The following is a 24,110-nucleotide window of genomic DNA, read 5'->3' as shown; positions in this document are numbered from 1 at the left end:
AGCGGCTGCCGTCCCCCTCCCCGTGAGGCGGGCGGCAGCCGCTTTCCGTTCGGCCTCCTCGTACGTACATATGGCTGGTGTCGGCCCCGTACAGGTGCCGTACATGTGCGGCATGCACCTTCCGTGCCGATATTGGCGTGAAGGATCGGCGTACGTACGAGGAGGCACCCATGCGCGGAGTCATGCACGCCCGATGGGCCGCCTGTGCGGTGGCGGTCGCCCTCGCGGCGACGGCCTGCGGAGGCGGAGGGAGCGGCGGCGACGCCGGTGCCGTGCTGAGCGCGTCCTGGGGCGATCCGCAGAACCCGCTGGAGCCGGCCAACACCAACGAGGTCCAGGGCGGCAAGGTCCTCGACATGATCTTCCGGGGTCTGAAGCGCTACCACCCGGAGACCGGTGAGGCCGAGGACATGCTCGCCGAGAGGATCGAGACCCCGGACTCGCGGAACTTCACCGTCACCGTCAAGGACGGCTGGACCTTCAGCAACGGCGAGAAGGTCACCGCCCGCTCCTTCGTCGACGCCTGGAACTACGGCGCGAGCCTGAGGAACAACCAGCGCAACTCCTACTTCTTCGGCTACATCGAGGGGTACGACAAGGTCCACCCCGAGCAGGGCGAGCAGAGCGCCGACACCCTCTCCGGGCTGAAGGTGGTCGACGAGCGGACCTTCACCGTCAGGCTCACCCAGAAGTTCTCCACCTTCCCCGACACCCTCGGCTACAACGCCTTCGCCCCGCTGCCCCGCGCCTTCTTCGACGACCACGACGCCTGGGTGGCGAAGCCGGTCGGCAACGGCCCCTACCGCGTCGACTCCTACACCCGCGGCTCGCAGATGTCCCTGCGCACGTGGGAGGAGTACCCGGGCGAGGACAAGGCGCGCAACGGCGGCGTCGACCTCAAGGTCTACACCGACAACAACACCGCCTACACCGACCTGATGGCCGGCAACCTCGACCTGGCCGACGACGTCCCCGCCGCCCAGCTGAGGAACGTGGAGAACGACCTCGGCGACCGCTACCTCAACACGCCCGCCGGCATCATCCAGACCCTCGCCTTCCCGCACTACGACAGGAACTGGGGCAGGGCCGGCATGGAGAAGGTCCGCAAGGGCCTGTCCATGGCGATCGACCGCGAGCAGATCACCGACACGATCTTCCAGGGGACCCGCACCCCCGCCACCGACTGGACCTCCCCGGTCCTCGGCGAGGCCGGCGGCTTCCGGGAGGGCCTGTGCGGCGAGGCCTGCGAGTACCGGCCCGACGAGGCCAGGAAGCTCATCGAGGAGGGCGGCGGCCTGCCCGGCGGCCGGGTGACGATCACCTTCAACGCGGACACCGGCTCGCACCGCGAATGGGTCAACGCCGTCTGCAACTCCATCAACGACGCGCTGGACGACGAGCGCGCCTGCACCGCCAACCCCGTCGGCACCTTCGCCGACTTCCGCAACCGGATCACCGACCGCAAGATGGGGGGCCCGTTCCGCGCCGGCTGGCAGATGGACTACCCGCTCATCCAGAACTTCCTCCAGCCCCTCTACTACACCAACGCCTCCTCCAACGACGGCAAGTGGTCCAACGAGGAGTTCGACGGGCTCGTCGACCGGGCCAACCAGGAGACCGACACCGCCGCGGCCGTCGACCTGTTCCAACAGGCCGAGGAGGTGGTCCGCGACGACATGGCCGCCATCCCGCTCTGGTACCAGAGCGGCAGCGCCGGCTGGTCCGAGCGGCTCTCCGACGTGAAGCTCAACCCCTTCAGCGTCCCGGTCTACGAACAGATCAAGGTGGGCTGAGCCGCCATGGGGCGCTATGTCCTCCGGCGGCTGCTCCAGATGATCCCGGTGTTCGCCGGGGCCACGCTGCTGATCTTCCTGATGGTCAACGTGATGGGCGACCCCATCGCGGGGCTGTGCGGGGAGCGCCGCTGCGACCCGGCGACCGCCGCCCGGCTCGAGCGGGAGTTCGGCCTCGACAAGCCGGTCTGGCAGCAGTACCTGACCTACATGGGCAACGTCTTCACCGGCGACTTCGGCACGGCCTTCAACGGCCAGGAGGTCACCGAGCTGATGTCGACGGCGTTCCCCGTCACCATCCGGCTCACCCTGATCGCGGTCCTCTTCGAGGTCGTCATCGGCGTCACCCTCGGCGTGATCACCGGACTGCGCCGGGGACACCCCGTCGACAGCGGCGTCCTGCTGCTCACCCTGGTCGTCGTCTCCGTGCCCACCTTCGTCACCGGCCTGCTGCTCCAGCTGCTGCTCGGGGTGAAGTGGGGCTGGATCCGCCCCTCGGTCTCCTCCGAGGCGCCCCTCGACGAGCTGATCCTGCCCGGACTGGTACTGGCCTCCGTCTCGCTGGCCTACGTCACCCGGCTGACCCGCACCTCCATCGCCGAGAACCGCCGCTCCGACTACGTGCGCACCGCCATCGCCAAGGGCCTGCCCCGGCACCGGGTGGTCGTGAGGCACCTGCTGCGCAACTCCCTCATCCCCGTGGTCACCTTCATCGGGGCCGACATCGGCTTCCTGATGGGCGGCGCGATCGTCACCGAGCGGATCTTCAACATCCACGGCGTCGGCTACCAGCTCTACCAGGGCATCCTTCGGCAGAACACCCAGACCGTCGTGGGCTTCGTGACCGTGCTGGTGCTGGTGTTCCTGGTCGCCAACCTCGTCGTCGACCTCCTCTACGCCGTACTCGACCCGAGGATCCGCTATGCCTGAGCAGCACTACGACCCCGACCGGGCCGTCGCGGGAACCGGAATGGGCGGCACCATGGACCTGGGCGTCGACGAGGCCGAGACCCTGGAGAAGCGGCCGGCGGGCCCGGACGGCACCGGACCGCAGGACAGGGCGCGCTCCCTGTGGTCCGACGCCTGGCGCGACCTGCGCCGCAACCCGGTCTTCATCGTCTCCGGCCTCGTCATCGCCTTCCTGCTCCTCATCTCCCTGTGGCCCTCGGCGATCACCTCCGGCAGCCCCCTCAGGTGCGATCTGGCCAGGGCCCAGGAGGGCTCCCGGCCCGGCCACCCCTTCGGCTTCGACGGCCAGGGCTGCGACGTCTACACCCGCACCGTCCACGGCGCCCGCACGTCCGTGACGGTCGGCTTCCTCGCCACCCTCGGCGTCACGGTCCTCGGCAGCGTCCTCGGCGCCCTCGCCGGGTTCTTCGGCGGCACCTGGGACTCGATCCTGTCCCGGATCACCGACGTCTTCTTCGCCATCCCGGTCGTCCTCGGCGGACTGGTCCTGCTGTCCGTCATCACCAGCAACACCGTCTGGCCGGTCATCGGGTTCATCGTGCTGCTCGGCTGGCCGCAGATCTCCCGCATCGCCCGCGGCGCCGTCATCACCGCCCAGCAGAACGACTACGTCCAGGCCGCGCGGGCGCTCGGCGCCTCCAACTCCCGGCTGATGCTCCGGCACATCGCGCCCAACGCCGTCGCCCCGGTCATCGTCGTCGCGACCATCGCGCTCGGCACGTACATCGCCCTGGAGGCCACCCTGTCCTACCTCGGCGTCGGCCTGAAGCCGCCCAGCGTGTCCTGGGGCATCGACATCTCCGCCGCCTCCCCGTACGTCCGCAACGCCCCGCACGCGCTGCTGTGGCCCTCCGGGGCCCTCGCCGTCACCGTCCTGGCGTTCATCATGCTCGGCGACGCGGTGCGCGACGCCCTCGACCCGAAGCTGAGGTGAGCCGCCGTGCTGCTCGAAGTGCGCGATCTGCACGTGGAGTTCCGCACCCGGGACGGGGTGGCCCGGGCCGTCAACGGCGTCGGCTACGGCGTGGACGCCGGCGAGACGCTGGCCGTGCTCGGCGAGTCCGGTTCCGGCAAGTCGGTGACCGCCCAGGCCGTCATGGGCATCCTCGACGTGCCGCCCGGCCGGATCACCGGCGGACAGGTCCTCTTCCGGGGGCGGGACCTGCTGAGGCTGAAGGAGGACGAACGCCGGCGGATCCGGGGCGCCGAGATGGCGATGATCTTCCAGGACGCGCTGTCGTCCCTGAACCCCGTGCTCTCCGTCGGCGACCAGCTCGGCGAGATGTTCACCGTGCACCGCGGCATGTCCCGCAAGGACGCGCGGGCCAGGGCCGTGGAGCTGATGGACCGGGTGCGCATCCCCGCCGCCCGGGAGCGGGTGAAGCAGTACCCGCACCAGTTCTCCGGCGGCATGCGCCAGCGCATCATGATCGCGATGGCGCTGGCCCTGGAACCCGCCCTGATCATCGCCGACGAACCCACCACCGCCCTCGACGTCACCGTCCAGGCGCAGGTCATGGAGCTGCTCGCGGAACTGCGGCGCGAGTACCGGATGGGCCTGATCCTGATCACCCACGACCTGGGCGTGGTCGCCGACGTCGCCGACCGCATCGCCGTGATGTACGCGGGCCGGATCGTCGAGTCGGCACCCGTGCACGACATCTACCGGGCACCCGCCCACCCCTACACCCGCGGCCTGCTGGACTCCATCCCGCGCCTGGACCAGAAGGGCGGGCAGCTCTACGCCATCAGGGGCCTGCCGCCCAACCTCGCGCACATCCCGCCGGGCTGCGCCTTCCACCCCCGCTGCCCGCTGGCCCGGGACGTCTGCCGCACCGACGAGCCCCCGCTGTACGAGGTCTCGCCGACGCGGGGGAGCGCCTGCCACTTCTGGCGGGAGTGCCTGGATGACTGAGCCGATCATCGAGGTCAGCGGCCTGGTCAAGCACTACCCGCTCACGCGGGGCGTCCTGTTCAGGAAGCAGGTCGGCGCCGTGCGCGCGGTGGACGGCGTGGACTTCCGCCTCGGCCGGGGCGAGACGCTGGGCATCGTCGGGGAGTCCGGCTGCGGCAAGTCGACGGTCGCGAAGATGCTGGTCAACCTGGAGCGGCCGACGGCCGGTTCGATCCGCTACAAGGGCGAGGACATCACCCGGCTGTCCGGCAGGGCGCTCAGGGCCGTCCGACGCAACATCCAGATGGTGTTCCAGGACCCGTACACCTCCCTCAATCCCCGGATGACGGTGGGCGACATCATCGGGGAGCCGTACGACATCCACCCGGAGGTGGCCCCCAGGGGCGACCGGCGCCGCAGGGTCCAGGACCTGCTGGACGTCGTCGGCCTCGATCCGGAGTACATCAACCGCTATCCGCACCAGTTCTCCGGCGGCCAGCGCCAGCGGATCGGCATCGCCCGCGGACTGGCGCTGCGCCCCGAGGTGATCGTCGCCGACGAACCGGTCTCGGCACTGGACGTCTCCGTCCAGGCCCAGGTCATCAATCTGATGGACCGGCTGCAGAGCGAGTTCCGGCTCTCCTGCCTCTTCATCGCGCACGACCTGTCGATCGTCCGCCACATCTCCGACCGCGTGGGGGTGATGTACCTCGGCCGGATCGTGGAGACCGGCACGGACACCGAGATCTACGAGCACCCCACGCACCCCTACACCCAGGCGCTGCTCTCCGCCGTCCCCGTGCCGGACCCGGCGGCCCGGGAACGCCGGGAGCGGGTCGTCCTCAGCGGTGACGTCCCGTCCCCGACGAACGTCCCCTCCGGCTGCCGCTTCCGCACCCGCTGCTGGAAGGCGCAGGAGCGCTGTGCGCTGGAGGTGCCGGCCCTCGCGGTCCCGGCCCGGTTCCGCACGGGCGGCGGCCCGGCGGCGCACGACTCGGCCTGCCACTTCGCGGCGGAGAAGCAGGTGGTGCCGCCGGCCGGGCACGGCGGCGGGCCGGGGTGACATGGCGCACCCCGGCCCGCTCGACGGCACCCGCACGGCCGTACGCCGTTCAGCCTCGCGTGTCCGTATATCGGTACCGCTTCGGTGGAGTTGCCCGTGTGTTAACGCGGTTCGTCCCCATTCGCGGGGGTGAGCGCCCGCCGGAGGAAGTCGAGCTGGAGCCGGAGCAGGTTCTCGGCGACCGTCTCCTGCGGGGTCATGTGGGTGACGCCGGACAGGGGCAGCACCTCGTGGGGCCGGCCGGCCGCCAGCAGCGCCGAGGACAGCCGCAGCGAGTGGGCGACCACCACGTTGTCGTCCGCCAGCCCGTGGATGATCATCATCGGGCGGTGCGGTTCGGCGGCGTCCACCAGGCCCGCGTCGTCGATCACCGAGTTGCGGCGGTACACCTCCGGCTGCTCGTCCGGGTGGCCGATGTAGCGTTCCTGGTAGTGGGTGTCGTACAGGCGCAGATCGGTGACCGGGGCGCCCACCACCGCCGCGTGGAAGACGTCGGGCCGGCGCAGCGCCGCGAGGGCCGCCAGGTAGCCGCCGAAGGACCAGCCCCGGATGGCGACCCGGCCCAGGTCGAGCGGGAACTCCCCGGCGAGCGCCTGGAGCGCGTCGACCTGGTCCTGGACCACGATCGCGGCGATCTCGTCCCGGATCGACTTCTCCCAGGCGGGCGAGCGGCCCGGCGTCCCGCGCCCGTCCGCGACGATCACGGCGAATCCCTGGTCGGCGAACCACTGCGAGGTCAGATGCGGATGGTGGGCGGCGACCACCCGCTGCCCGTGCGGGCCGCCGTAGGGGTCCATGAGTACCGGCAGGAGGGTGTCACCGGTGTAGTCCCGAGGCATAAGCACGGCGCACGGGATGCGGCGTGCGCCCCCCTGAACCAGGGTCATACGGGGGGACATACCGGGGTCTTCGGCGTACGAGCGGACAGTCGCCGTCGGTTTCCCGTCACGCAGGACCTGCACCCGGGAACCCGGCCGGTCCGGTGTCGCGGAGACGAGTACGGTCACGCCCCCGGCGCGTACCGCCGAGTGCACGCCGGGCTCCTGCGAGACGCGCTCCACGCCCAGCTCGTTCACCCGGTACACGTGCACCTCGCCGACTTCCGGGGCCGCCGCCTCCTCGCCCGCCGATGCCGAGACCAGCACCTCGTCGTCGGAGACGTCGAGTACCGCCCTGACGTGCAACTGTGCTCCCGTCAGCGGGCGTTCGCCGACGGCGAGTCGCCGCGCGCCCCCTTCGTCCGCGATCCGCACCAGCTGCCCGGAGGGGCTCCAGCACGGCACCCCTGGGAAAAGTTCCAGCCAAATTCGATCTTCGTCGGCGTGCACCATCCGGGTCTGGCCGGTGCCCGGATCCACGGCCAGGATGAGCTGGCTGCGCTGGTCGCGCGCCTGTACGAGCAGCAGCGGGGCTCCTGCCGCTGACCAGTGCACATGTGCCAGGTACGGGTAGCGCGCCCGGTCCCAGGAGACCTCCGTGCGCACCCCGTCGAGCCCGATCGCGAACAGTCGTACGTCCGCGTTCGCCGTTCCCGCCGCCGGGTAGCGGACCACGGCCGGCTCGCGCTCCGGGTGGGCGGGATCGGAGATCCACCACTGCTTCACCGGCGTGTCGTCCACGCGCGCCACCAGCAGCCGGTCCGACCCGGGAGCCCACCAGAAGCCCCGCGAGCGCCCCATCTCCTCGGCCGCGATGAACTCGGCCAGACCGTAGGTGACCTCGTCCGTCTCCGGGGCCGCCAGCGCGCGGTCGTCCTCCCCCTCGGCCCCGACCACCCGCAGCGCACCGCGGGCGACGTAGGCGATGTACCGTCCGTCGGGCGACGGCCGGGGGTCGATCACCGGCCCGGGAACGGGTAGTTCACGCGCCGTGCCGGCCCGCAGTTCGGCTGTGAAGAGCCGCCCTGACAAGGCGAAAGACGCCAGCTCGACGGCCGCGTCGGTGGCGTAGCCGACGATGCCGGCACCCCCTTCGCGGCTCCGCTCGCGCCGTGCGCGCTCCGCCGCGGAGAGCTGCTCCGAGGCGCCGCCCAGCAGGGCGTGCGGGTCGGCGGCGACGCGTTCCCCGCCGCCCGCCGGGTCGAGGACCCAGAGCGAATTCGCCCGGTCCGTACCGGAAGCGGAACGCAGGAACACGACACGTGAGCCGTCGGGCGCCACGGTGAACGAACGCGGCGCGCCGAGCGTGAAGCGCTGGGTGCGGGCGTGTCGTCGGGGGAAGGAGTCAGCCTCGGTCGTCATACCCTGACCATATTGGCCATGCGCCCCCTTGTGCGGCTGTGCGCCGATCGATGCGCACGTACGCAAAGTTATGATCGTTAGCGCATAGTGGGTATGAACCTGCTGGCTGTTGTGTGAACTTATTAACCCCCAATATTCCTACCCCCCCGCGCCCTGGGACCTTGGAGGTGAGCCGCCGTGGCACTCTCGATTTCGGCGGTGGTGCTGCTGGCGATCATCGTCTTCTTGCTGATCAAGAAGTCGGGCTTGAAGGCGGGGCATGCCATCGTGTGCATGCTGCTCGGCTTCTACCTCGCATCGTCGACGATCGCGCCCACGATCAGCGAGCTGACGACCAACATCGCGGGGATGATCGGCAGCATCAACTTCTGAGCGGTGTCCGGTGCGGGCCGGCCGACCGGCCGGGCCGGTACCGCACCGGACCCCGCTTCCAGGTGACCGTTGGGGCCGCCGGAGACGAAACCCGCCCACGCGGCGGAGGTGAAGGCAAGCCCGGGCCTTTCGGCGACCTTCGAGTCACGGACGTGGACGGTACGGGGCTCCGTGGCGACCTCCACGCACGAGTCGGTCTCCGCCCCACTGCTGTAGTTGCTCTTGAACCACGCAAGGCCGACGTCGACAGCGTCCCTGGACGGGGTGTTGCGGTTCATGTCTCCCCCAGCAGTTGACCGATGAACACGGCCGACTCGCGTGGTGTGAGAGCCTGCGCCCGGATGATGCCGTACCGCAGTCCAAGGATGCGGAGCTGCCGCTGGTCGGTCACGCCGGGTGGGGCGAATGAGGAAATCGCCCCGGACGTCACCCTCGGGGGTCGGGCCACCCCGGTGGCCGGCCTGCCGCCTCGTAAGGTGACCCCATGACGGAACTGCCCGACCGGCGTCTGCTGCTGGTGCACGCCCACCCGGACGACGAGTCGATCAACAACGGCGCGACCATGGCCCGGTACGCCGCCGAGGGCGCCCATGTGACGCTGGTCACCTGCACCCTCGGTGAGCGCGGCGAGGTCATTCCGCCGGAGTCGGGTCATCTGAGCGGGGCCGCCCTCGGCGGACACCGGCTCGGTGAGCTGAAGGAGGCGATGCGCGCGCTCGGCGTCGAGGACTTCCGGCTGCTCGGCGGCGCCGGGCGGTACTCCGACTCCGGGATGATGGGGCTGCCCGACAACGACGACCCCGGCTGCTTCTGGCAGGCCGACGTCGACCAGGCCGCCGGGCTGCTCGCCGAGGTGATCCGGGAGGTGCGCCCCCAGGTCCTCGTCACCTACGACGACAACGGCGGTTACGGCCACCCCGACCACATCCAGGCCCACCGCGTCGCCATGCGCGCCGTCGAACTCGCCGCGGGCTCCGGCTGGGACGTCCCCAAGGTCTACTGGAACCGGGTGCCCCGCTCCGTCGCCGAGGAGTCCTTCGCCCGCCTGCGCGACGACCTGCCCGGCCTGCCCTTCGAGCGGGCGGCCACCGTCGGCGACGTCCCGGGCGTCGTCCCCGACGAGCGGATCACCACCGCGATCGACGGCGCCGCGTACGCACCGGCCAAGGTCGCCGCGATGAGCGCCCACGCCACCCAGATCACGGTGGCGGCACCGTACTTCGTGCTCTCCAACGAGCTGGCCCAACCCCTCTTCACCACCGAGTACTACGAGTTGGTGCGCGGAGAGCGTCCCGAGGCGCGGGAGAGCGATCTGTTCGCCGGGATCGGGGAGGCACCGTGAGCGACCGGTCGTCCTCCGCGCTCGCCCAGCCGCTGCGGGCCCCCTCCGCCGGACGGATCGCCGCCTGCCTGGGCCTGTTCCTCCTCGGCGCCGTGGCCGGCGCGGCCGGGGCGCTCGTGCAGCCCGCGTGGTTCCCCGGCGGACTGCTGCTGGCCCTCGCCGGCCAGGCCGGGCTGTGCCTGGGCGCGACCCGCGCCCTGGGCAGCCGCGCCGGGGGCGCGTCGGTGGCCGGCGGATGGGCGCTCGCCGTCGTCCTGCTCACCGCCAGCCGCCCGGAAGGCGACTTCCTGTTCGCGGCGGGTGGCGGCTCCTACCTCTTCCTGCTCGGCGGCATCGCCCTCGCTGTGATCTGCGCCACGCGTGCCCCCGGGGGGCAACCGGACGGCCGTCCCGTCCGACTTGGCAAGTGACGTACCACTTCGCCGCGTCCCGAGCGTGCGGGTCCGGTGCGGGTTTCCCCGGCGGTCCTGGGATACGGGCCGGACGTGGCCAGTAAGGTGGTGCGCGCCGCCGAGCCTTCCCCCGCACACTCGGCTCCGTTCCGAGCTGGGGACCCCCACCGTGAGGTCGTGACGGGCGGCGGAGCCAACCAGGAGAACCTGCCTTGAGTCGTGAAACTGACACTCCGTCCTCCGGGCCCGACGGGCACGGCGGAGCCGCCTACCCGTCGGGCACCCCGCCCTACGGGATCCCGGCGATTCCGGACGAGGGCACGGGCGCGGGCCGGCCGGCCGCGCGACCGGAGGAACGCAAGACCGAAACCACGCTGACGACCCGGATCCGGATCAACATCCCCGGCTCACGGCCCATTCCGCCGGTCGTCGTGCGCAAGCCCGTCACGGACGCGGAGAGCAAGGACACCACCGCCGCCGAGACGCCGGCGCCGTCCCCGGCCGGGTCCGCCGACGCGGCCGAGCCTCCCGCTCCGTCCGCCCGGACGGCACGCCCCGCACCGCAGACCGCCGGGGAGAAGCCGCCCAGCGACTGGTTCGCGCCGCGCAGGTCCGGTACCGGCAAGGGCGGTCCGGCCGGCGGCTCCGCCCCCGGGGCAAGTGCCCCCGGCGGCTCCGGGCCCGCGGCGGCCCGTCCCGCCCCCGCCGGCCCGCGGCCGGCGACAGGACACCCGGGCGGCGTGGCCGGCTCCATGAACGCCCCGGGCGGCTCCCGCCCCGGCGGCACGAAGGGGCCCGCACCCACCGGCGCGACCGGCGGACCCGTGGCCCCCGGGCACGGCGGCGGCACCGGCTCCTTCGACGTGACCGAGGCACTGGCCGGCGCGCCCGCGGGCAACGGCAGCCGCCCGGGCACGGACCACGGCGCCGAGCCGAGCCGCGACGGCCTGCCCTACTTCCCGGAGGAAGGGCCCGGCGGCCACCACGGGCAGCAGGGACCGGGCGGCGTGCCGGGACAGGGCGGGCAGCCCGGCTACGGCGGTCAGGGCCGCCCCGGCGGCCCGCAGGGCCCCGCGGGCCCGACCACGGGCCCCGTCACCGGCGACGGCCCGCCGGCCCCGCCGGCCGGCCGGGGACCCGGCGCCCCGGGCGGCGAGGACTTCACCGAGCAGGGCCGCCCCGGCGGCGGCCTGAGCGACGACACCGCGATCCTCACCCCCCAGAAGCCCGCCGAACCGGGCACCCCGGGCTACGGCCCCCGCCACGACAACGTCTCCGGGCAGACCGTCACCAGCGGCATGCCGGTCGTGTCGCCCGGCGCGACCTTCGGCCCGGGCGGCACCCCCACCGACGGCCCCCTGCCGCACACGCCGCCCAAGCTGCCCGAACCGGTCTCCCCGTCCCCGGCGGCCTCCTCGAAGAAGCCGAAGAAGAAGGGGCGCAGCAAACTCGTCCTGCTCTGCGGCTGCGTGGTCTTCCTCGGCGGTGTCGCCTACGGCGCCGGACTGCTGATGAACCGCTCCGACGTGCCCAAGGGCACCACCGTGCTCGGCGTCGACATCGGCGGCGGCACCCGCGACGAGGCCGTGCAGAAACTGGACGCCGCCCTCGACGACCGGCTCAACAAGCCACTGAAGCTGTCCGTCGACGGCAGGACGGTCGAACTGGAGCCGGACAACGCGGGACTGCAGGTCGACACCGACGCCACCGTCGACGCGGCCACCGGCAGCGACTACAACCCGGTCACCGTGATCGGCTCCCTCGCCGGCAACCACCGCGTCGTCGACCCGGTGCTGCCCGTCGACGAGGAGAAGCTCCACGCCGCCCTGCGGGACGCCGCCGGCGGCTCCGGCTCGGTGACCGAGGGCTCCATCACGTTCGAGTCCGGCAAGGCCGTCCCGGTGTACCCCAAGGCGGGCCAGGGCATCGACGTCGCCGAGGCGACCGACGCGGTGACGGAGGCGTACCGCACCCAGGTGGAGACCGGCACCGCCACACCGGTGAACCTCCCGACCTCCGCCCAGCAGCCGAAGGTCTCCAAGGCCGAGGTCGACCGGATGATGAAGGAGTACGCCGAGCCGGCGATGTCGGACATCGTGACCGTCCAGACCGACCCGGCGCACTCCATCCCCATGAGCCCCGAGAAGTCCCTGTGGAAGTTCCTCAGGGTGGAGGCCGTGGGCGGCACACTGGTCGACAAGCCCGACCTGAACGCCCTGAAGGAGCTGTACGGCCAGACGTTCGACGGTGTGCTCGTCACCCGGGGCAACGGGAAGAAGACGCCCGTCACCCCGCAGGACGTCTATGTCGCCCTCCGCCAGGCGCTGATGAGCAGGACCGACCGGCTCGCCGTCATCGAGACGAACCCCGGCTGACCCGAGGTGAGGACGGGGGTGCCCGGTGAACCACCGGGCGCCCCCGTCCTCAGTTGAGCAGGGCCAGCGCCGCCCGGGCCTGGCCCCGGATCCGTTCCGCCGCCGGTTCGTCCACCGCGGCGACCACCTCGGCGTACGCCTCCAACTCCCGCGCCCCGTCCCGGAAGTCCCCGCGCCCCACCAGCAACCGGGCCCGCTCGTAACGCAGCCGCGCCGGATGCGAGGGCAGGAGCAGGGACAGCTCCACCGCCCACAACGCCACGCCGGACTGCTCGGGACGGGCCGCCGCCCACGCCCGGACGTTGTTCAGAACGCGCAGGACGACGTCCAGGGAGCCGGCGGGCCTCAGCATCGACGCCTCCGACGGCGCCCCCGTCGCCCCGGCGACCAGCAGCTCCGCGTCGGCGCCGGTCAGCACCCGGCCCCCGTCGAACGGATCGGCGAGCACCTGCCCCTCCGCCTCCCCGAAACCGACGACGAAGTGCCCGGGCAGCGCCACCCCGTACACCGGCGCGCCCGCCCGCCGGGCCACCTCCAGCCACACCACCGACAGCAGGATCGGCAGTCCGCGCCGCCGCCGCAGCACCTCGTGCAGCAGCGAGGACTCCAGCCGCCGGTAGTCGTCCGGGGTGCCGTGGAAGCCGTACCGCCCGCCCAGCAGATCCCGCAGCGCGAGCGCCCAGGCGCGGGGCGTGCCGGGCCGGTGGGGAAGTTCGCCGGCCAGCCGGTCCAGCTCCACCTGCGCCTCGTCCATGGCCGTCTCGTCCAGCGTGCCGTCCGCCACCGCACCCAGCAGCAGGCACAGCGTCGACAGGTCCGGCCGCTCGCAGCGGGCCTCCTCGGCGAACCGCCGGCGCAGCTCGGCGGAGCGGCCGGACGACGGGGGACGGGGGGAGCGCATACCTGGTTCGTGCCCGCTCATCGCGGTCCGTCACCCGCCGGGGCCGGCGATTCCGGCGCGCGGTAGTGGTGGTACGCGTGGTGCGCGGCGAAGCCCATGCGGCCGTACAGGGCCCGCGCCGCCGCGTTGTCCTCCTCGACCTGGAGCCAGGCCGCCGAGGCGCCCTCGTCCAGCGCCCGCCGGGCCAGCGCGGCCATCACGGCGGTCGCCAGCCCCCGCCGCCGCCGCGCCGGGTCCACCTCGACCGCCGCGAACCCGGCCCACCGCCCGTCCACCACACACCGCCCGATGGCGGCCGGCGCGTCCGGGCCCGGCACCGCGGCGAACCACACCGAGGGCCCGCTGCCCAGCACCCGCAGGGCCACCTCGCTCACCCCCTTGCGCCGGTACCGGGCCAGCCACGCCGCGTCGGCCTCCCGCGACAGCGCCACCTCCCAGGGGTCCCCGGCCAGGTCGGCGACCGGCGCCAGCGGGCCCACCCACAGCTCCGCGGTCACCTCCCGCACCCAGCCCCGCCGCTCCAGCTCCGCGCACAGCCGCTCCTGCGTCCCCTCGGCGCCGGTCGCGGTCTGGACGTAGGCGGGCAGACCCCGCGCGGCGTACCAGCGGCGTACGGCCGTCAGCGCCTCGTCGAGCGGCACGCCCGGATCGCCGAGCGGCAGGACCGAGTTGGCGCGCCGCGTGAAACCGGCCCGCCGCCCGGCCGCGGCCCCGCGCGGCACCTCCCCGACCGCGGCCCGCAGCTCCCACTCGCCGAGCCACCCGCTCTCCACGGGCCGCCACGCCCGCGCGGAGACCCGCGCCAGCTCCTCGTACGAGGCGGCGGGACCGCGCCGGCGCGCGGGGGCGGCCGGCACCACCTTCCCCGCCGCCAGCGCGGACTCCGCGACGCGGACGCTCTCACCGTTCTTCCTTGTGATCCGCAGCACACCGTTGTCCCATGATGTGAGAACGCCGACCGTGTCGGTGAACTGCTCACCCGGGGGGTCGTGTTCGATCAAGCTGCGTACGGAGACCCGTTTTCCCACGTCAGCAGCGGTGATACGGACCTCGAGGCGCCCGGCGGCTGAGATTTCCACAGGTCAGTTCACCCCTCCTGTTCGGATCATGCCCAAGAACGGAGATACTAGGGGCGGGCATCGACGACGCCGCGCTCCCGCGCGCCAGGCGGCGGAGCCTGAGGAGGCCCGCCAGCGCCCTATCGAGGAGGAACGACAGCGTGACCTACGTCATCGCGCAGCCTTGTGTCGACGTGAAGGACAAGGCGTGCATCGAGGAGTGCCCGGTGGACTGCATCTACGAGGGCCAGCGGTCCTTGTACATCCACCCGGACGAATGCGTCGACTGCGGCGCCTGTGAACCGGTCTGCCCGGTCGAGGCCATCTTCTACGAGGACGACACTCCGGAGGAGTGGAAGGACTACTACAAGGCGAACGTCGAGTTCTTCGACGAACTCGGCTCGCCCGGCGGAGCCAGCAAGCTGGGGCTGATCGAGCGCGACCACCCGTTCATCGCCGCGCTGCCGCCACAGGCGTAGCCGTCCGTCGGCCGCCCCGCGCCGACGCACCGCCTTGGTCCCGTACGGCTCGACCGCCGTACGGGACCGCGGTGTTTGCCGCACCAGAAAGTGAGCCCGTACCCGTGTCCGCAGTCTCCGACCGGCTGCCCACCTTCCCCTGGGACAAGCTGGAGCCCTACAAGAAGCTGGCCGCCGCGCACCCCGACGGCATCGTCGACCTGTCCGTCGGCACCCCCGTCGACCCGGTCCCCGAGCCGGTCCAGAAGGCCCTGACCGCCGCGGCGGACTCGCCGGGCTATCCCACGGTCTGGGGTACCCCGGAACTGCGCGACGCGATCACACGCTGGGTGGAGCGCCGGCTCGGCGCCCGCGGGGTCACCCACCGCCACGTCCTGCCGGTCGTCGGCTCCAAGGAACTGGTCGCCTGGCTGCCCACCCAGCTGGGCCTCGGCCCCGGCGACAGGGTCGCCCACCCGCGCCTGGCCTACCCGACGTACGAGGTCGGCGCCCGCCTGGCCCGCGCGGACCACGAGGCGTACGACGACCCCACCGAGCTGGACCCGGCGAACCTGAAGCTGCTCTGGCTGAACTCGCCGTCCAACCCCACGGGCCGGGTGCTGTCCAAGGAGGAACTGACCCGGATCGTCGCCTGGGCCCGTGAGCACGGGGTCCTGGTGCTGTCCGACGAGTGCTACATCGAACTGGGCTGGGAGGCCGACCCGGTCTCGGTGCTGCACCCGGACGTCAACGGCGGCTCCTACGACGGCATCGTCTCGGTCCACTCCCTGTCCAAGCGCTCCAACCTCGCCGGCTACCGGGCCGCCTTCCTGGCCGGTGACCCGGCGGTCCTCGGCCCGCTGCTGGAGATCCGCAAGCACGGCGGGATGATGACCTCCGCGCCGACGCAGGCGGCCGTGGCGGCGGCCCTGGGCGACGACGAGCACGTCCGGGTCCAGCGCGAGCGCTACGCGGCCCGCCGCACCGCCCTGCGCGGGGCACTGCTCGCCCACGGCTTCCGCATCGAGCACAGCGAGGCCGGCCTCTACCTGTGGGCCACGCGGGAGGAGTCCTGCTGGACCACGGTCGCCCACCTCGCCGAACACGGCATCCTGGTCGCCCCCGGCGACTTCTACGGCCCGGCGGGCGAGAACTTCGTCCGCGTGGCCCTGACCGCCACGGACGACCGCGTCCACGCAGCGGTGACCCGCCTCACCCCCTGACCCGGCCCCCGGCCCGTCCCGCAACGCGACGCGGACACGGCGACGGGGGTCCGGGGGAACGCCCCCGGACCCCCGTCGCAGCCCGGCGTCAGACCAGCGGCAGCGTCTTCGCCGACGGAACACCACCCTTGGTCAGCGACTTGGTCGGCAGCTTCTTCAGCGTCGGCTTGGCCTTCTCGACGGTCTTGCCGGCGACCGGCGCCACCTTGCCGGCGCCACCCGCGGTCCCGGTGACGTCACGCGTCACGTCGTCCACGGTGTCGCCGGTCGCCCCGTCCAGGGCGGTCAGCCCGCCGACGTTCGGCGCGGCCGGCAGCTCCGGAGCCGCGCTGGCGGATCCGGCCGCACCGACCCCGGCGGCCGCTCCCGCAGCGACGATCAGCGCGGCACGGGCGATCCGGCGGGTCAGGGGGAGGGACATGGTGCTCCTTCGACGGAGAGAACGATGAGGTGTCCGGCCTGCCCGGAAGGGATCGACTGGCTGTCGGCCACCGGGCTCGGACGCAGTGACTACCGCTCGACCGCCGGGAAGGTTGCGGCGGGAGGACGTAAAGAGTTGGCAATGCGTCGCATTATCGGCCGCCTATGACACCCGCGGGGGAGTCCTCGCACTCCTGAACGCGCTACCGCGTGGTCGTGATCCGGACCGCGCCCGCGCCGTCCCCCGGGTCCCCGGACCCCTTGCCGTCGGTCGGCCGCCACTGGCTGTCGGTGTTCCCGGCGGTCCACTCCCGCCCCGCGTACGACACCTGCTTTATGTGCAGGTCGGAGGCGTTGGCCACGGCCCAGTGGGCCAGCTGCCAGCCCCGCGTCCCGGCGTCGGCACCCTCTTCGGCGGCGACCGGCAGCGTCACCGTGCGCCCGTCGGAGCCGGGGACGGCCGCCGGCGCGCTCGGGGACGCCGGGGACGACGGCGCCGCGTCGCCCACCTCCGCGCCCGCCGGCTCCAGCAGATCCCGCCCGAAGTCGCGCACCAGCGCGGCCCGCACCGCGTCCGCACCCGCCGCGCGGGTCGCCGCCGGACGGCCCTCGCAGGTCAGCGTCGCCGCCGAGCGCCCGGTGAGCGCGGCGGCCAGCAGCGCGGCGTCCGGCTCGTGCTTGGCGTACGCCTGCGGAAACCCGCTGCGCTGCACCTTCTGCGCGGCGACCGTGAGCGGCAGCCGGGTGTAGCCCGGCACCTCCTCCAGGTGCTCGTAGAACTTCTCCGACGCGTACGCCGGGTCCATGATCTCCTTCGGCGTGCCCCAGCCCTGTGAGGGACGCTGCTGGAACAGGCCGAGCGAGTCACGGTCGCCGTAGTCGATGTTGCGCAGCGCGGACTCCTGCAACGCGGTCGCCAACGCGATCGTCACCGCCCGCTCGGGCAGATCCCGCGCGGTGCCCACGGCGGTGATCGTCGCCGCGTTCACCGCCTGCTCGGGCGTGAACTCGTACGTCGCCCCGTCGCTCCCGCCGGACACGACCCGGCAGCCCGGGCCGCCCTTGCCTCCGGTGACGTACTGCACCACGAGGTACCCGGCGACCGCGAGCAGGACCGCGAGGGACGCCCCGAAGCGGAAGAGGCGGCCACGACGCTTGGAGGGAAGGGACGGCTCTGGCACGCGTACAAGGTACTGGAGAGTACGGAAACGTGTGAGCCGGGTGTGGACAGTGTGCCGGGGCCCGGCGCGTTAGGGTCGACGCCATGGCCGACACCCCGCTTGACCTCACGCTGGACGCCGCGCGCCTGACCGCGCAGCTCGTCGACTTCCCCTCCGTCAGCGGCACCGAGAAGCCGCTCGCGGACGCGATCGAGACCGCGCTGCGCACGCTGCCGCACCTCACGGTCGACCGGCACGGCAACAACGTCGTCGCCCGTACGCGGCTGGGGCGGGCGGAGCGCGTGATCCTCGCCGGCCACATCGACACGGTGCCGATCGCGGACAACGTCCCCTCCCGGCTCGACGCCGACGGCACGCTGTGGGGCTGCGGCACCTGTGACATGAAGGCGGGCGTGGCCGTCCAGCTGCGGATCGCCGCCACGGTCCCCGCCCCCAACCGGGACCTGACCTTCGTGTTCTATGACAACGAGGAGGTCTCCGCCGACCTCAACGGCCTGGGACACGTCGCCGAGGCGCACCCCGAGTGGCTGCAGGGCGACTTCGCGGTGCTCCTCGAGCCCTCCGACGGCCAGGTGGAGGGCGGCTGCCAGGGCACGCTCCGGGTGCTGCTGAAGACCGCCGGCGAGCGCGCCCACTCGGCGCGCTCCTGGATGGGCTCCAACGCGATCCACGCGGCCGCACCGATCCTCGCCCGCCTGGCCGCCTACGAACCGCGCCACCCGGTGATCGACGGCCTGGAGTACCGGGAGGGCCTGAACGCGGTCGGCATCTCCGGGGGAGTGGCCGGCAACGTCATCCCCGACGAGTGCGTCGTCTCCGTGAACTTCCGCTACGCCCCCGACCGCGGTGAGGAGGAGGCCCTGGCCCATGTCCGCGAGGTCTTCGCGGACTGCGGGGTGACGGAGTTCGTCGTCGACGACCACAGCGGGGCGGCGCTGCCCGGCCTGTCCCACCCGGCCGCCGCGGCCTTCATCGAGGCGGTGGGCGGCACCGCGCAGCCCAAGTACGGCTGGACGGACGTCTCCCGCTTCTCCGCCCTGGGCGTCCCGGCGGTCAACTACGGCCCCGGCAACCCCCACTTGGCGCACCGGCGGGACGAGCGCGTGGACACCGCGAAGATCCTGGCGGGGGAGGAGCGGCTGCGGTCCTGGCTGACGGCGTGAGGGCGCCGGTACGCCGGGGCGTTTGGGACGCTGTCGCGCGGACATGCTGACGTCCCCCGTACGTAACCCGCGTAGATCTACGCTGAGGTGGAACCACCCGCACAACGGAGGGAGCGCACATGGCGACCGGTAACCCGGAGGGGAAGCAGCAGCCGCCGGAGGAGAAGCGTCTGGGGCCGGTCCTCCGCCGGCGGGGCCAGGTGCAGGCGAGCACGACCGACCAGCGGCTGCTGGACGAGCGCGCCCCCACGGACTGGGTCCACACCGATCCCTGGCGGGTGCTGCGCATCCAGTCGGAGTTCATCGAGGGCTTCGGCACGCTGGCCGAACTCCCGCCCGCCATCAGCGTCTTCGGTTCGGCGCGCACACCGGCGGACTCCGCGGAGTACGAGGCCGGCGTCCGTCTGGGCCGGGGCCTGGTCGAGGCGGGCTTCGCGGTGATCACCGGTGGCGGCCCCGGCGCCATGGAGGCGGCCAACAAGGGCGCGTGCGAGGCCGAGGGCATGTCGGTCGGCCTGGGCATCGAACTGCCCTTCGAGCAGGGGCTGAACCCCTACGTCGACATCGGCCTGAACTTCCGCTACTTCTTCGTCCGCAAGATGATGTTCGTCAAGTACGCCCAGGGCTTCGTGGTCCTGCCCGGCGGCCTCGGCACCCTCGACGAACTCTTCGAGGCCCTCACCCTCGTGCAGACCCAGAAGGTCACCCGCTTCCCCATCGTCCTGTTCGGCACGGACTACTGGGGCGGCCTGGTCGACTGGCTCCGCACGACGGTCATCGCGCAGGGCAAGGCGTCGGAGAAGGACCTGCTGCTGTTCCACGTCACCGACGACGTGGACGAGGCGGTGGCCCTGGTCTCGAAGGAGGCGGGCCGCTGACGCGACCCTCACCCACCGGGCCGGGCGGCGGGTGGGCGAAGGCCCGCCCCCGGGGGCGGCGCCCCGAGGGGCGGGGCGGTGGGGGCGGGACCCGGTGTCAGGCCAGCCCCCTCCGCGCGACCGCCGGTGCCCGGTCCCCCGCGATGGACGACACCATGTCCAGCACCTGCCGCGTCTCGGCGACCTCGTGCACCCGGTACACCTGCGCCCCCAGCCACGCCGACACCGCGGTCGTGGCCAGCGTCCCCAGCACCCGCTCCTTCACCGGCCGGTCCAGCGTCTCCCCGACGAAGTCCTTGTTGGACAGCGACACCAGCACCGGCCACCCCGTGGCGACCATCTCGTCCAGCCGCCGCGTCGCCTCCAGGCTGTGGCGCGTGTTCTTCCCGAAGTCGTGCCCGGGATCGATCAGCACCGACTCCCTCGGCACGCCGAGCGCCACCGCCCGCTCGGCCAGTCCCACGGTCACGCCGAGGATGTCGGCCATGACGTCGTCGTACGTCACCCGGTGCGGCCGGGTCCGCGGCTCCGAGCCGCCCGCGTGCGTGCACACCAGCCCGACGCCGTGGCGCGCGGCGACCTCCGCGAGCCGCGGGTCGGCCCCGCCCCAGGCGTCGTTCAGCAGGTCCGCCCCCGCCTCGCACACCGCCTCGCCGACCTCGTGCCGCCAGGTGTCCACGCTGATCACGACGTCCGGGAAGCGCCGCCGCACCTCGGCGACGAAACCGACCGTCCGGCGCGCCTCCTCCTCGGCCGTGACCTCCTCGCCGGGCCCGGCCTTCACCCCGCCGATGTCGACGATCGCGGCGCCCTCCGCCACGGCCTGCTCCACGCGCGTGAGCGCCGGCTCGTCGCGGAACGTGGCGCCCTGGTCGTAGAAGGAGTCCGGGGTCCGGTTGACGATCGCCATGACCACCCGCTCGTGCGGTGCGAATTCCCGCCTGCCCAGCCTGAGCATCCCCTGTGACCTCTCCTCGTACGTCCCGTCCCGGCCGCCCGCGAAACCGCCCGGCGGCCCCGGCTGTCAGATTCGCATGGCACGATCGGAGCCACACATCCGACTCCGACACATCCGACCGTGGGGGCCCCGGCGATGCTCATGTTCCTGTTCCTGGTCGTCGCGCTCGCCGTCGTGGTCGCCGCGGTGACCCTCGCCGTGGTGGGCGGCGGCGACAACGGCCCGCTGCCCGAGGCCGCCCCCGAGCACCTGTGGGACGCCCTGCCGCCGGACCGCCCGGTCAGCCGCGCGGACGTCGACGGCCTGCGCTTCCCGCTCGCCGTCCGCGGCTACCGCATGGCCGATGTGGACGACGCCCTCGGCCGCCTCGGCGCCGAGATCTCCGAGCGCGACGCCCGGATCGCCGACCTGGAGTCCGCGCTGGCGGGCGCCCGTGCCGCGGCGGCCCACGTCTCCACGGACAAGCCCGCCCCCGGGGAGGACGAGCAGCGGTGAGCGACGCACCCGTCCCCGCCGGCCCGGACGGCGTCCCCCGCTGCCCCTGGGCCCTGTCCACCCCGGACTACGTGGCGTATCACGACGAGGAGTGGGGCCGCCCGGTCCACGGCGACGACGCCCTCTTCGAACGTCTGAGCCTGGAGGCGTTCCAGTCCGGCCTGTCCTGGATCACCATCCTGCGCCGCCGCCCCGGCTTCCGCGCCGCCTTCGCCGACTTCAAGATCGCATCCGTCGCGGAATTCACCGGCACCGACCGCGAGCGCCTGCTGGCCGACACCGGCATCATCCGCAACCGCGCCAAGATCGACGCCACCCTCGCCAACGCGCGCGTGCTGGCCGCGTGGGCGCCCGGCGACCTGGACACCCTGATCTGGTCGCACGCCCCCGAGCCGAAGGGCCGCCCGGTCCCGAAGACGCTCGCCGACGTGCCCGCGGTGACCGCGGAGTCGACGGCCCTGTCCACGGCACTGAAGAAGCGTGGCCTGCGCTTCGTCGGCCCGACCACGGCGTACGCCCTGATGCAGGCCTGCGGGCTGGTCGACGACCACCTGGAGACCTGCGTGGCCAGGCGGCGCTGAGCCGCCCGGCGCCGCGCGACCCGGCTCAGCGGCCCAGGAACTTCGGCTTCTCCTTGTTCACGAACGCCCGCACCGCGATCGCGTGGTCGTCCGAGGCGCCCGCCCGGGTCTGGAGCTCGTCCTCCTTCTCCAGGGCCTCCTCCAGCGAGTGGCTCAGCCCGTACGCCACGGACTCCTTCAGCGCCGCGTACGCCACCGTCGGCCCCTCGGCCAGCGCGCGGGCCACCTTCTCCGCCTCCGCGCGCAGCCCGGCCGCCGGGACCAGCCGGTTCGCGATGCCCAGCTCGTACGCCTCCTGGGCGGAGATGCTGCGCGGGAAGAGCAGCAGGTCGGTGGCGCGCCCGGGACCGATCACCCGCGGCAGCGTCCAGGAGATCCCGGAGTCGGCGGTCAGCGCGACCCCGGCGAACGAGGTGTTGAACGCCGCGGTGTCCGCGACGATCCGGTAGTCCGCGGCCAGCGCGAAGCCGAAGCCGGCGCCCGCCGCGACCCCGTTCACCGCCGCGACCACCGGCTTCGGGGCGCCGGCCAGGGCCTTCACGATCGGGTTGTAGTGCTCGCGCACCGTGCTCATGGTCTGCCCCGCACCGCTCTCCCGGTCGGCGGCCAGCAGCCCGATGTGCTCCTTGAGGTCCTGCCCGACGCAGAACGCCCTGTCCCCGGCCGCCGTCAGCAGCACGGCCCGTACGGCGGTGTCGTCAGCGGCGGACCGGACCGCGTCCCGCAGGGCGGCCTTGGCCTCGACGTTCAGCGCGTTCATCGCCTCGGGGCGGTTCAGCGTGATCGTCGCGAGTCCGTCGCTCACCTCGTAGAGCACGGTGTCGGCCATGGCGTATCCCTCCGTGTGGCGGCTCGGGACGTACCGGCCGGTACGCCCGTGTCTGCAGGACAGCATGACGGAGTTCACCGGCGGCGGATCGCGGTCGGCGTGTGACCTGCGTCAACAAACGCCGCCCGTTTCCGGTCGGCGGAACTGTGTGCGGTGGCGCAGTATCACAGTCACATCGCCGAATTGAGTGGTTTTGCTCGCGTGCGTTGCCCAAGCGATGCCGTCCGATGTTGGTCATCGGGTCCTGAGATGCGGGATAATGGCTTGGAAGCAATGTGTTCGATGCCGGTGGCGTGTGTCCTGCTTCAGGGACCGCATGTGCCCTTCAGTGGGCCGTCGGCGAGACGGTTGAGCTGGGTTTCAGGAAGGGGAACGAGCATGGCGGCCATGAAGCCGCGAACGGGTGATGGCCCGCTCGAGGTGACCAAGGAGGGGCGGGGCATCGTCATGCGCGTTCCGCTCGAAGGCGGCGGTCGGCTCGTCGTCGAGCTGACCCCGGACGAGGCCGACGCGCTCGGCGACGCCCTCAAGAAGGTCGTCGGCTGACGCGCAAGCGGCCATACCCTTCCAGCCGCCCCGGCACCGCACGCGGTGCCGGGGCGGTTGTCTGGTCCCGTGTCCCGGCTCGGTCCCGTGTCTCAGCGCTTCACGGCGCAGAGGAGCCCGTCGCCCACCGGCAGCAGTGACGACACCAGCTCCGTGCTCTCCCGCAGGGTGCGCACCAGTTCCCGCAGCCGCAGCACCTCCGTGGGCTGCGGTCCGGAGTCCACCGTGCGCCCGTTCGCGAAGACACCCTCGAAGGCCACCAGGCCTCCCGGACGCAGAAGACGCAACGATTCGGCGAGGTAGTCCTGGTACTCCCGCCGGTCGCCGTCGCAGAAGACCAGGTCGTATCCGGCGTCCGCGAGACGGGGCAGGACGTCCAGCGCGCGGCCCGGGATGAACCGGGCGCGGTTGCCGGCGAAACCGGCGTCGCGGAAGGCCTGGCGGGCGGACTGCTGGTGCTCCGGCTCCTGGTCGACCGTGGTCAGCACCCCGTCCGGACGCATCCCGTGCAGCAGATGGATCCCGGAGACCCCGCAGCCGGTGCCGATCTCCGCGACCGCCTTGGCGTCCACGCTGGCGGCCAGCAACCGCAGGGCCGCGCCCGTGCCGGGCGACACCGAGCGCAGCCCTGCGTCGCGGGCCCGGTCACGGGCCCAGTGCAGCGCTTCGTCCTCGGCGACATAGGCGTCGGCGAACGCCCAGCTCGTCTGCCGGTTGGCGGTAATGACCCTCTCCTGTCCCCGTGGTGGCCTGGGCGTGACTGTATCCGTTGGCGTCGGGAACCCGCAGATGGGACCGGTCGTTCGAAGAGGTGGGCAAAGGGCGTGGGTCATGACGGGGGGACAGCCGGTGGACGAGGACGCCGAGCAACTGCTGACGCAGGCGTACGAGCTGTGTCGGCCCAGATCAAATTCTCGTAAAACCGCTTATCCGGAGCTAACGGGCGAGGTGGCTATGGTAGGGGCTCCACTGGACACCA

General features: G+C 72.6%; 25 protein-coding genes and 1 pseudogene. 16 read left to right on the top strand and 10 right to left on the bottom strand.

Annotated elements, in window-relative coordinates:
- Positions 1–170: 170 nt before the first annotated feature.
- From ACF07S_RS01375 to ACF07S_RS01355, 5 genes are read left to right on the top strand one after another with little or no spacing between them, the layout of a single operon-like run.
- The gene (locus tag ACF07S_RS01375) at positions 171–1,793 is read left to right on the top strand and encodes an ABC transporter substrate-binding protein (RefSeq protein WP_391961471.1); all 1,623 of its coding nucleotides are present in this window, start codon (positions 171–173) and stop codon (positions 1,791–1,793) included.
- Positions 1,794–1,799: 6 nt separating this feature from the next.
- Positions 1,800–2,723 carry an ABC transporter permease gene (locus ACF07S_RS01370; RefSeq protein ID WP_391961470.1) on the top strand — a complete coding sequence of 308 codons (924 nt, stop codon included), beginning with the start codon at positions 1,800–1,802 and terminating at the stop codon, positions 2,721–2,723.
- Positions 2,716–3,696 (top strand): ABC transporter permease, encoded by a 981-nt coding sequence (locus tag ACF07S_RS01365; protein ID WP_391973160.1) that lies wholly within the window; start codon positions 2,716–2,718, stop codon positions 3,694–3,696. The genes ACF07S_RS01370 and ACF07S_RS01365 overlap by 8 nt, the downstream gene beginning before the upstream one ends.
- A 6-nt stretch (positions 3,697–3,702) precedes the next feature.
- On the top strand, positions 3,703–4,677 hold the full coding sequence (locus tag ACF07S_RS01360; RefSeq protein WP_391961468.1) for an ABC transporter ATP-binding protein: 975 nt from the start codon (positions 3,703–3,705) through the stop codon (positions 4,675–4,677).
- Positions 4,670–5,719, top strand: coding sequence for an ABC transporter ATP-binding protein (locus ACF07S_RS01355; RefSeq protein ID WP_391973159.1), 1,050 nt, complete (start codon positions 4,670–4,672; stop codon positions 5,717–5,719). Before ACF07S_RS01360 ends, ACF07S_RS01355 begins: the two co-directional genes overlap by 8 nt.
- A gap of 101 nt (positions 5,720–5,820) precedes the next feature.
- Here ACF07S_RS01355 and ACF07S_RS01350 read toward each other — a convergent pair whose 3' ends face one another.
- Entirely contained in the window at positions 5,821–7,959 is a 2,139-nt protein-coding gene (locus tag ACF07S_RS01350; protein ID WP_391961466.1) for a prolyl oligopeptidase family serine peptidase, read from the bottom strand.
- A gap of 177 nt (positions 7,960–8,136) precedes the next feature.
- Between ACF07S_RS01350 and ACF07S_RS01345 the strand changes: the two genes are divergently transcribed.
- Entirely contained in the window at positions 8,137–8,331 is a 195-nt protein-coding gene (locus tag ACF07S_RS01345) for a hypothetical protein (protein WP_184766477.1), read from the top strand.
- Here the strand turns inward: ACF07S_RS01345 and ACF07S_RS01340 are convergent.
- Together ACF07S_RS01340 and ACF07S_RS01335 are read right to left on the bottom strand one after the other, a co-directional pair.
- Positions 8,247–8,609: a DUF397 domain-containing protein gene (locus ACF07S_RS01340; RefSeq protein WP_391961465.1), complete on the bottom strand. Its 363-nt coding sequence runs from the start codon at positions 8,607–8,609 to the stop codon at positions 8,247–8,249. The genes ACF07S_RS01345 and ACF07S_RS01340 overlap by 85 nt on opposite strands.
- Positions 8,606–8,716: pseudogene (locus ACF07S_RS01335) on the bottom strand (transcriptional regulator); the annotation flags it as partial. The gene ACF07S_RS01340 and the pseudogene ACF07S_RS01335, both read right to left, overlap by 4 nt.
- Before the next feature lie 99 nt (positions 8,717–8,815).
- On the opposite strand from ACF07S_RS01335, the gene mshB reads away from it, so the two are divergent.
- The 3 genes from mshB (at position 8,816) to ACF07S_RS01320 (ending at position 12,440) form a co-directional block, all read left to right on the top strand.
- Positions 8,816–9,673, top strand: coding sequence for an N-acetyl-1-D-myo-inositol-2-amino-2-deoxy-alpha-D-glucopyranoside deacetylase (gene mshB, locus ACF07S_RS01330; RefSeq protein ID WP_391961464.1), 858 nt, complete (start codon positions 8,816–8,818; stop codon positions 9,671–9,673).
- On the top strand, positions 9,670–10,083 hold the full coding sequence (locus ACF07S_RS01325) for a DUF6113 family protein (RefSeq protein WP_391961463.1): 414 nt from the start codon (positions 9,670–9,672) through the stop codon (positions 10,081–10,083). The genes mshB and ACF07S_RS01325 overlap by 4 nt, the downstream gene beginning before the upstream one ends.
- A 194-nt stretch (positions 10,084–10,277) precedes the next feature.
- Complete coding sequence (locus ACF07S_RS01320; RefSeq protein ID WP_391961462.1) at positions 10,278–12,440, top strand: hypothetical protein; 2,163 nt, start codon at positions 10,278–10,280, stop codon at positions 12,438–12,440.
- 49 nt (positions 12,441–12,489) lie between these two features.
- On the opposite strand, the gene ACF07S_RS01315 is transcribed toward ACF07S_RS01320, so the two are convergent.
- Positions 12,490–13,341, bottom strand: coding sequence for a tetratricopeptide repeat protein (locus ACF07S_RS01315; RefSeq protein ID WP_391961461.1), 852 nt, complete (start codon positions 13,339–13,341; stop codon positions 12,490–12,492).
- A 17-nt stretch (positions 13,342–13,358) separates the two neighbouring features.
- Positions 13,359–14,420 carry a GNAT family N-acetyltransferase gene (locus tag ACF07S_RS01310; protein ID WP_391973158.1) on the bottom strand — a complete coding sequence of 354 codons (1,062 nt, stop codon included), beginning with the start codon at positions 14,418–14,420 and terminating at the stop codon, positions 13,359–13,361.
- A 140-nt stretch (positions 14,421–14,560) separates the two neighbouring features.
- Here ACF07S_RS01310 and fdxA point away from each other — a divergent pair, with 140 nt between their 5' ends.
- Positions 14,561–14,878, top strand: a complete 318-nt coding sequence (gene fdxA, locus ACF07S_RS01305; protein ID WP_004926152.1) for a ferredoxin — start codon at positions 14,561–14,563, stop codon at positions 14,876–14,878.
- 104 nt (positions 14,879–14,982) lie between these two features.
- The gene (locus ACF07S_RS01300; RefSeq protein WP_391961459.1) at positions 14,983–16,080 is read left to right on the top strand and encodes a bifunctional succinyldiaminopimelate transaminase/glutamate-prephenate aminotransferase; all 1,098 of its coding nucleotides are present in this window, start codon (positions 14,983–14,985) and stop codon (positions 16,078–16,080) included.
- Positions 16,081–16,168: 88 nt separating this feature from the next.
- On the opposite strand, the gene ACF07S_RS01295 is transcribed toward ACF07S_RS01300, so the two are convergent.
- The gene (locus ACF07S_RS01295) at positions 16,169–16,501 is read right to left on the bottom strand and encodes an ATP-binding protein (protein WP_391961458.1); all 333 of its coding nucleotides are present in this window, start codon (positions 16,499–16,501) and stop codon (positions 16,169–16,171) included.
- A 202-nt stretch (positions 16,502–16,703) separates the two neighbouring features.
- Entirely contained in the window at positions 16,704–17,681 is a 978-nt protein-coding gene (locus ACF07S_RS01290; RefSeq protein ID WP_391961457.1) for a heavy metal transporter, read from the bottom strand.
- Between the two features lie 83 nt (positions 17,682–17,764).
- Here ACF07S_RS01290 and dapE point away from each other — a divergent pair, with 83 nt between their 5' ends.
- Positions 17,765–18,844: a succinyl-diaminopimelate desuccinylase gene (gene dapE, locus ACF07S_RS01285; RefSeq protein WP_391961456.1), complete on the top strand. Its 1,080-nt coding sequence runs from the start codon at positions 17,765–17,767 to the stop codon at positions 18,842–18,844.
- Positions 18,845–18,963: 119 nt separating this feature from the next.
- Complete coding sequence (locus ACF07S_RS01280) at positions 18,964–19,722, top strand: TIGR00730 family Rossman fold protein (RefSeq protein WP_391961455.1); 759 nt, start codon at positions 18,964–18,966, stop codon at positions 19,720–19,722.
- A 97-nt stretch (positions 19,723–19,819) separates the two neighbouring features.
- Here the strand turns inward: ACF07S_RS01280 and folP are convergent, their stop codons facing one another.
- Positions 19,820–20,680 carry a dihydropteroate synthase gene (gene folP, locus ACF07S_RS01275; RefSeq protein WP_391961454.1) on the bottom strand — a complete coding sequence of 287 codons (861 nt, stop codon included), beginning with the start codon at positions 20,678–20,680 and terminating at the stop codon, positions 19,820–19,822.
- Between the two features lie 141 nt (positions 20,681–20,821).
- Between folP and ACF07S_RS01270 the strand changes: the two genes are divergently transcribed.
- On the top strand, positions 20,822–21,175 hold the full coding sequence (locus ACF07S_RS01270) for a DivIVA domain-containing protein (RefSeq protein WP_391973326.1): 354 nt from the start codon (positions 20,822–20,824) through the stop codon (positions 21,173–21,175).
- On the top strand, positions 21,172–21,756 hold the full coding sequence (locus ACF07S_RS01265; RefSeq protein ID WP_391973157.1) for a DNA-3-methyladenine glycosylase I: 585 nt from the start codon (positions 21,172–21,174) through the stop codon (positions 21,754–21,756). Before ACF07S_RS01270 ends, ACF07S_RS01265 begins: the two co-directional genes overlap by 4 nt.
- Positions 21,757–21,781: 25 nt before the next feature.
- Here ACF07S_RS01265 and ACF07S_RS01260 read toward each other — a convergent pair whose 3' ends face one another.
- Complete coding sequence (locus tag ACF07S_RS01260) at positions 21,782–22,585, bottom strand: enoyl-CoA hydratase/isomerase family protein (protein ID WP_391961452.1); 804 nt, start codon at positions 22,583–22,585, stop codon at positions 21,782–21,784.
- Positions 22,586–22,963: 378 nt separating this feature from the next.
- Here ACF07S_RS01260 and ACF07S_RS01255 point away from each other — a divergent pair, with 378 nt between their 5' ends.
- Positions 22,964–23,131, top strand: a complete 168-nt coding sequence (locus tag ACF07S_RS01255; protein ID WP_003966491.1) for a DUF3117 domain-containing protein — start codon at positions 22,964–22,966, stop codon at positions 23,129–23,131.
- 92 nt (positions 23,132–23,223) lie between these two features.
- Here the strand turns inward: ACF07S_RS01255 and ACF07S_RS01250 are convergent, their stop codons facing one another.
- Complete coding sequence (locus tag ACF07S_RS01250) at positions 23,224–23,964, bottom strand: O-methyltransferase (protein ID WP_391961451.1); 741 nt, start codon at positions 23,962–23,964, stop codon at positions 23,224–23,226.
- Positions 23,965–24,110: the final 146 nt, after the last annotated feature.

It is taken from the genome of Streptomyces sp. NPDC016640, assembly GCF_043076215.1.
Lineage (GTDB): Bacteria > Actinomycetota > Actinomycetes > Streptomycetales > Streptomycetaceae > Streptomyces.
Note: the sequence above shows the minus strand (reverse complement) of the source record. Positions and strands in the feature narration are given on the sequence as shown.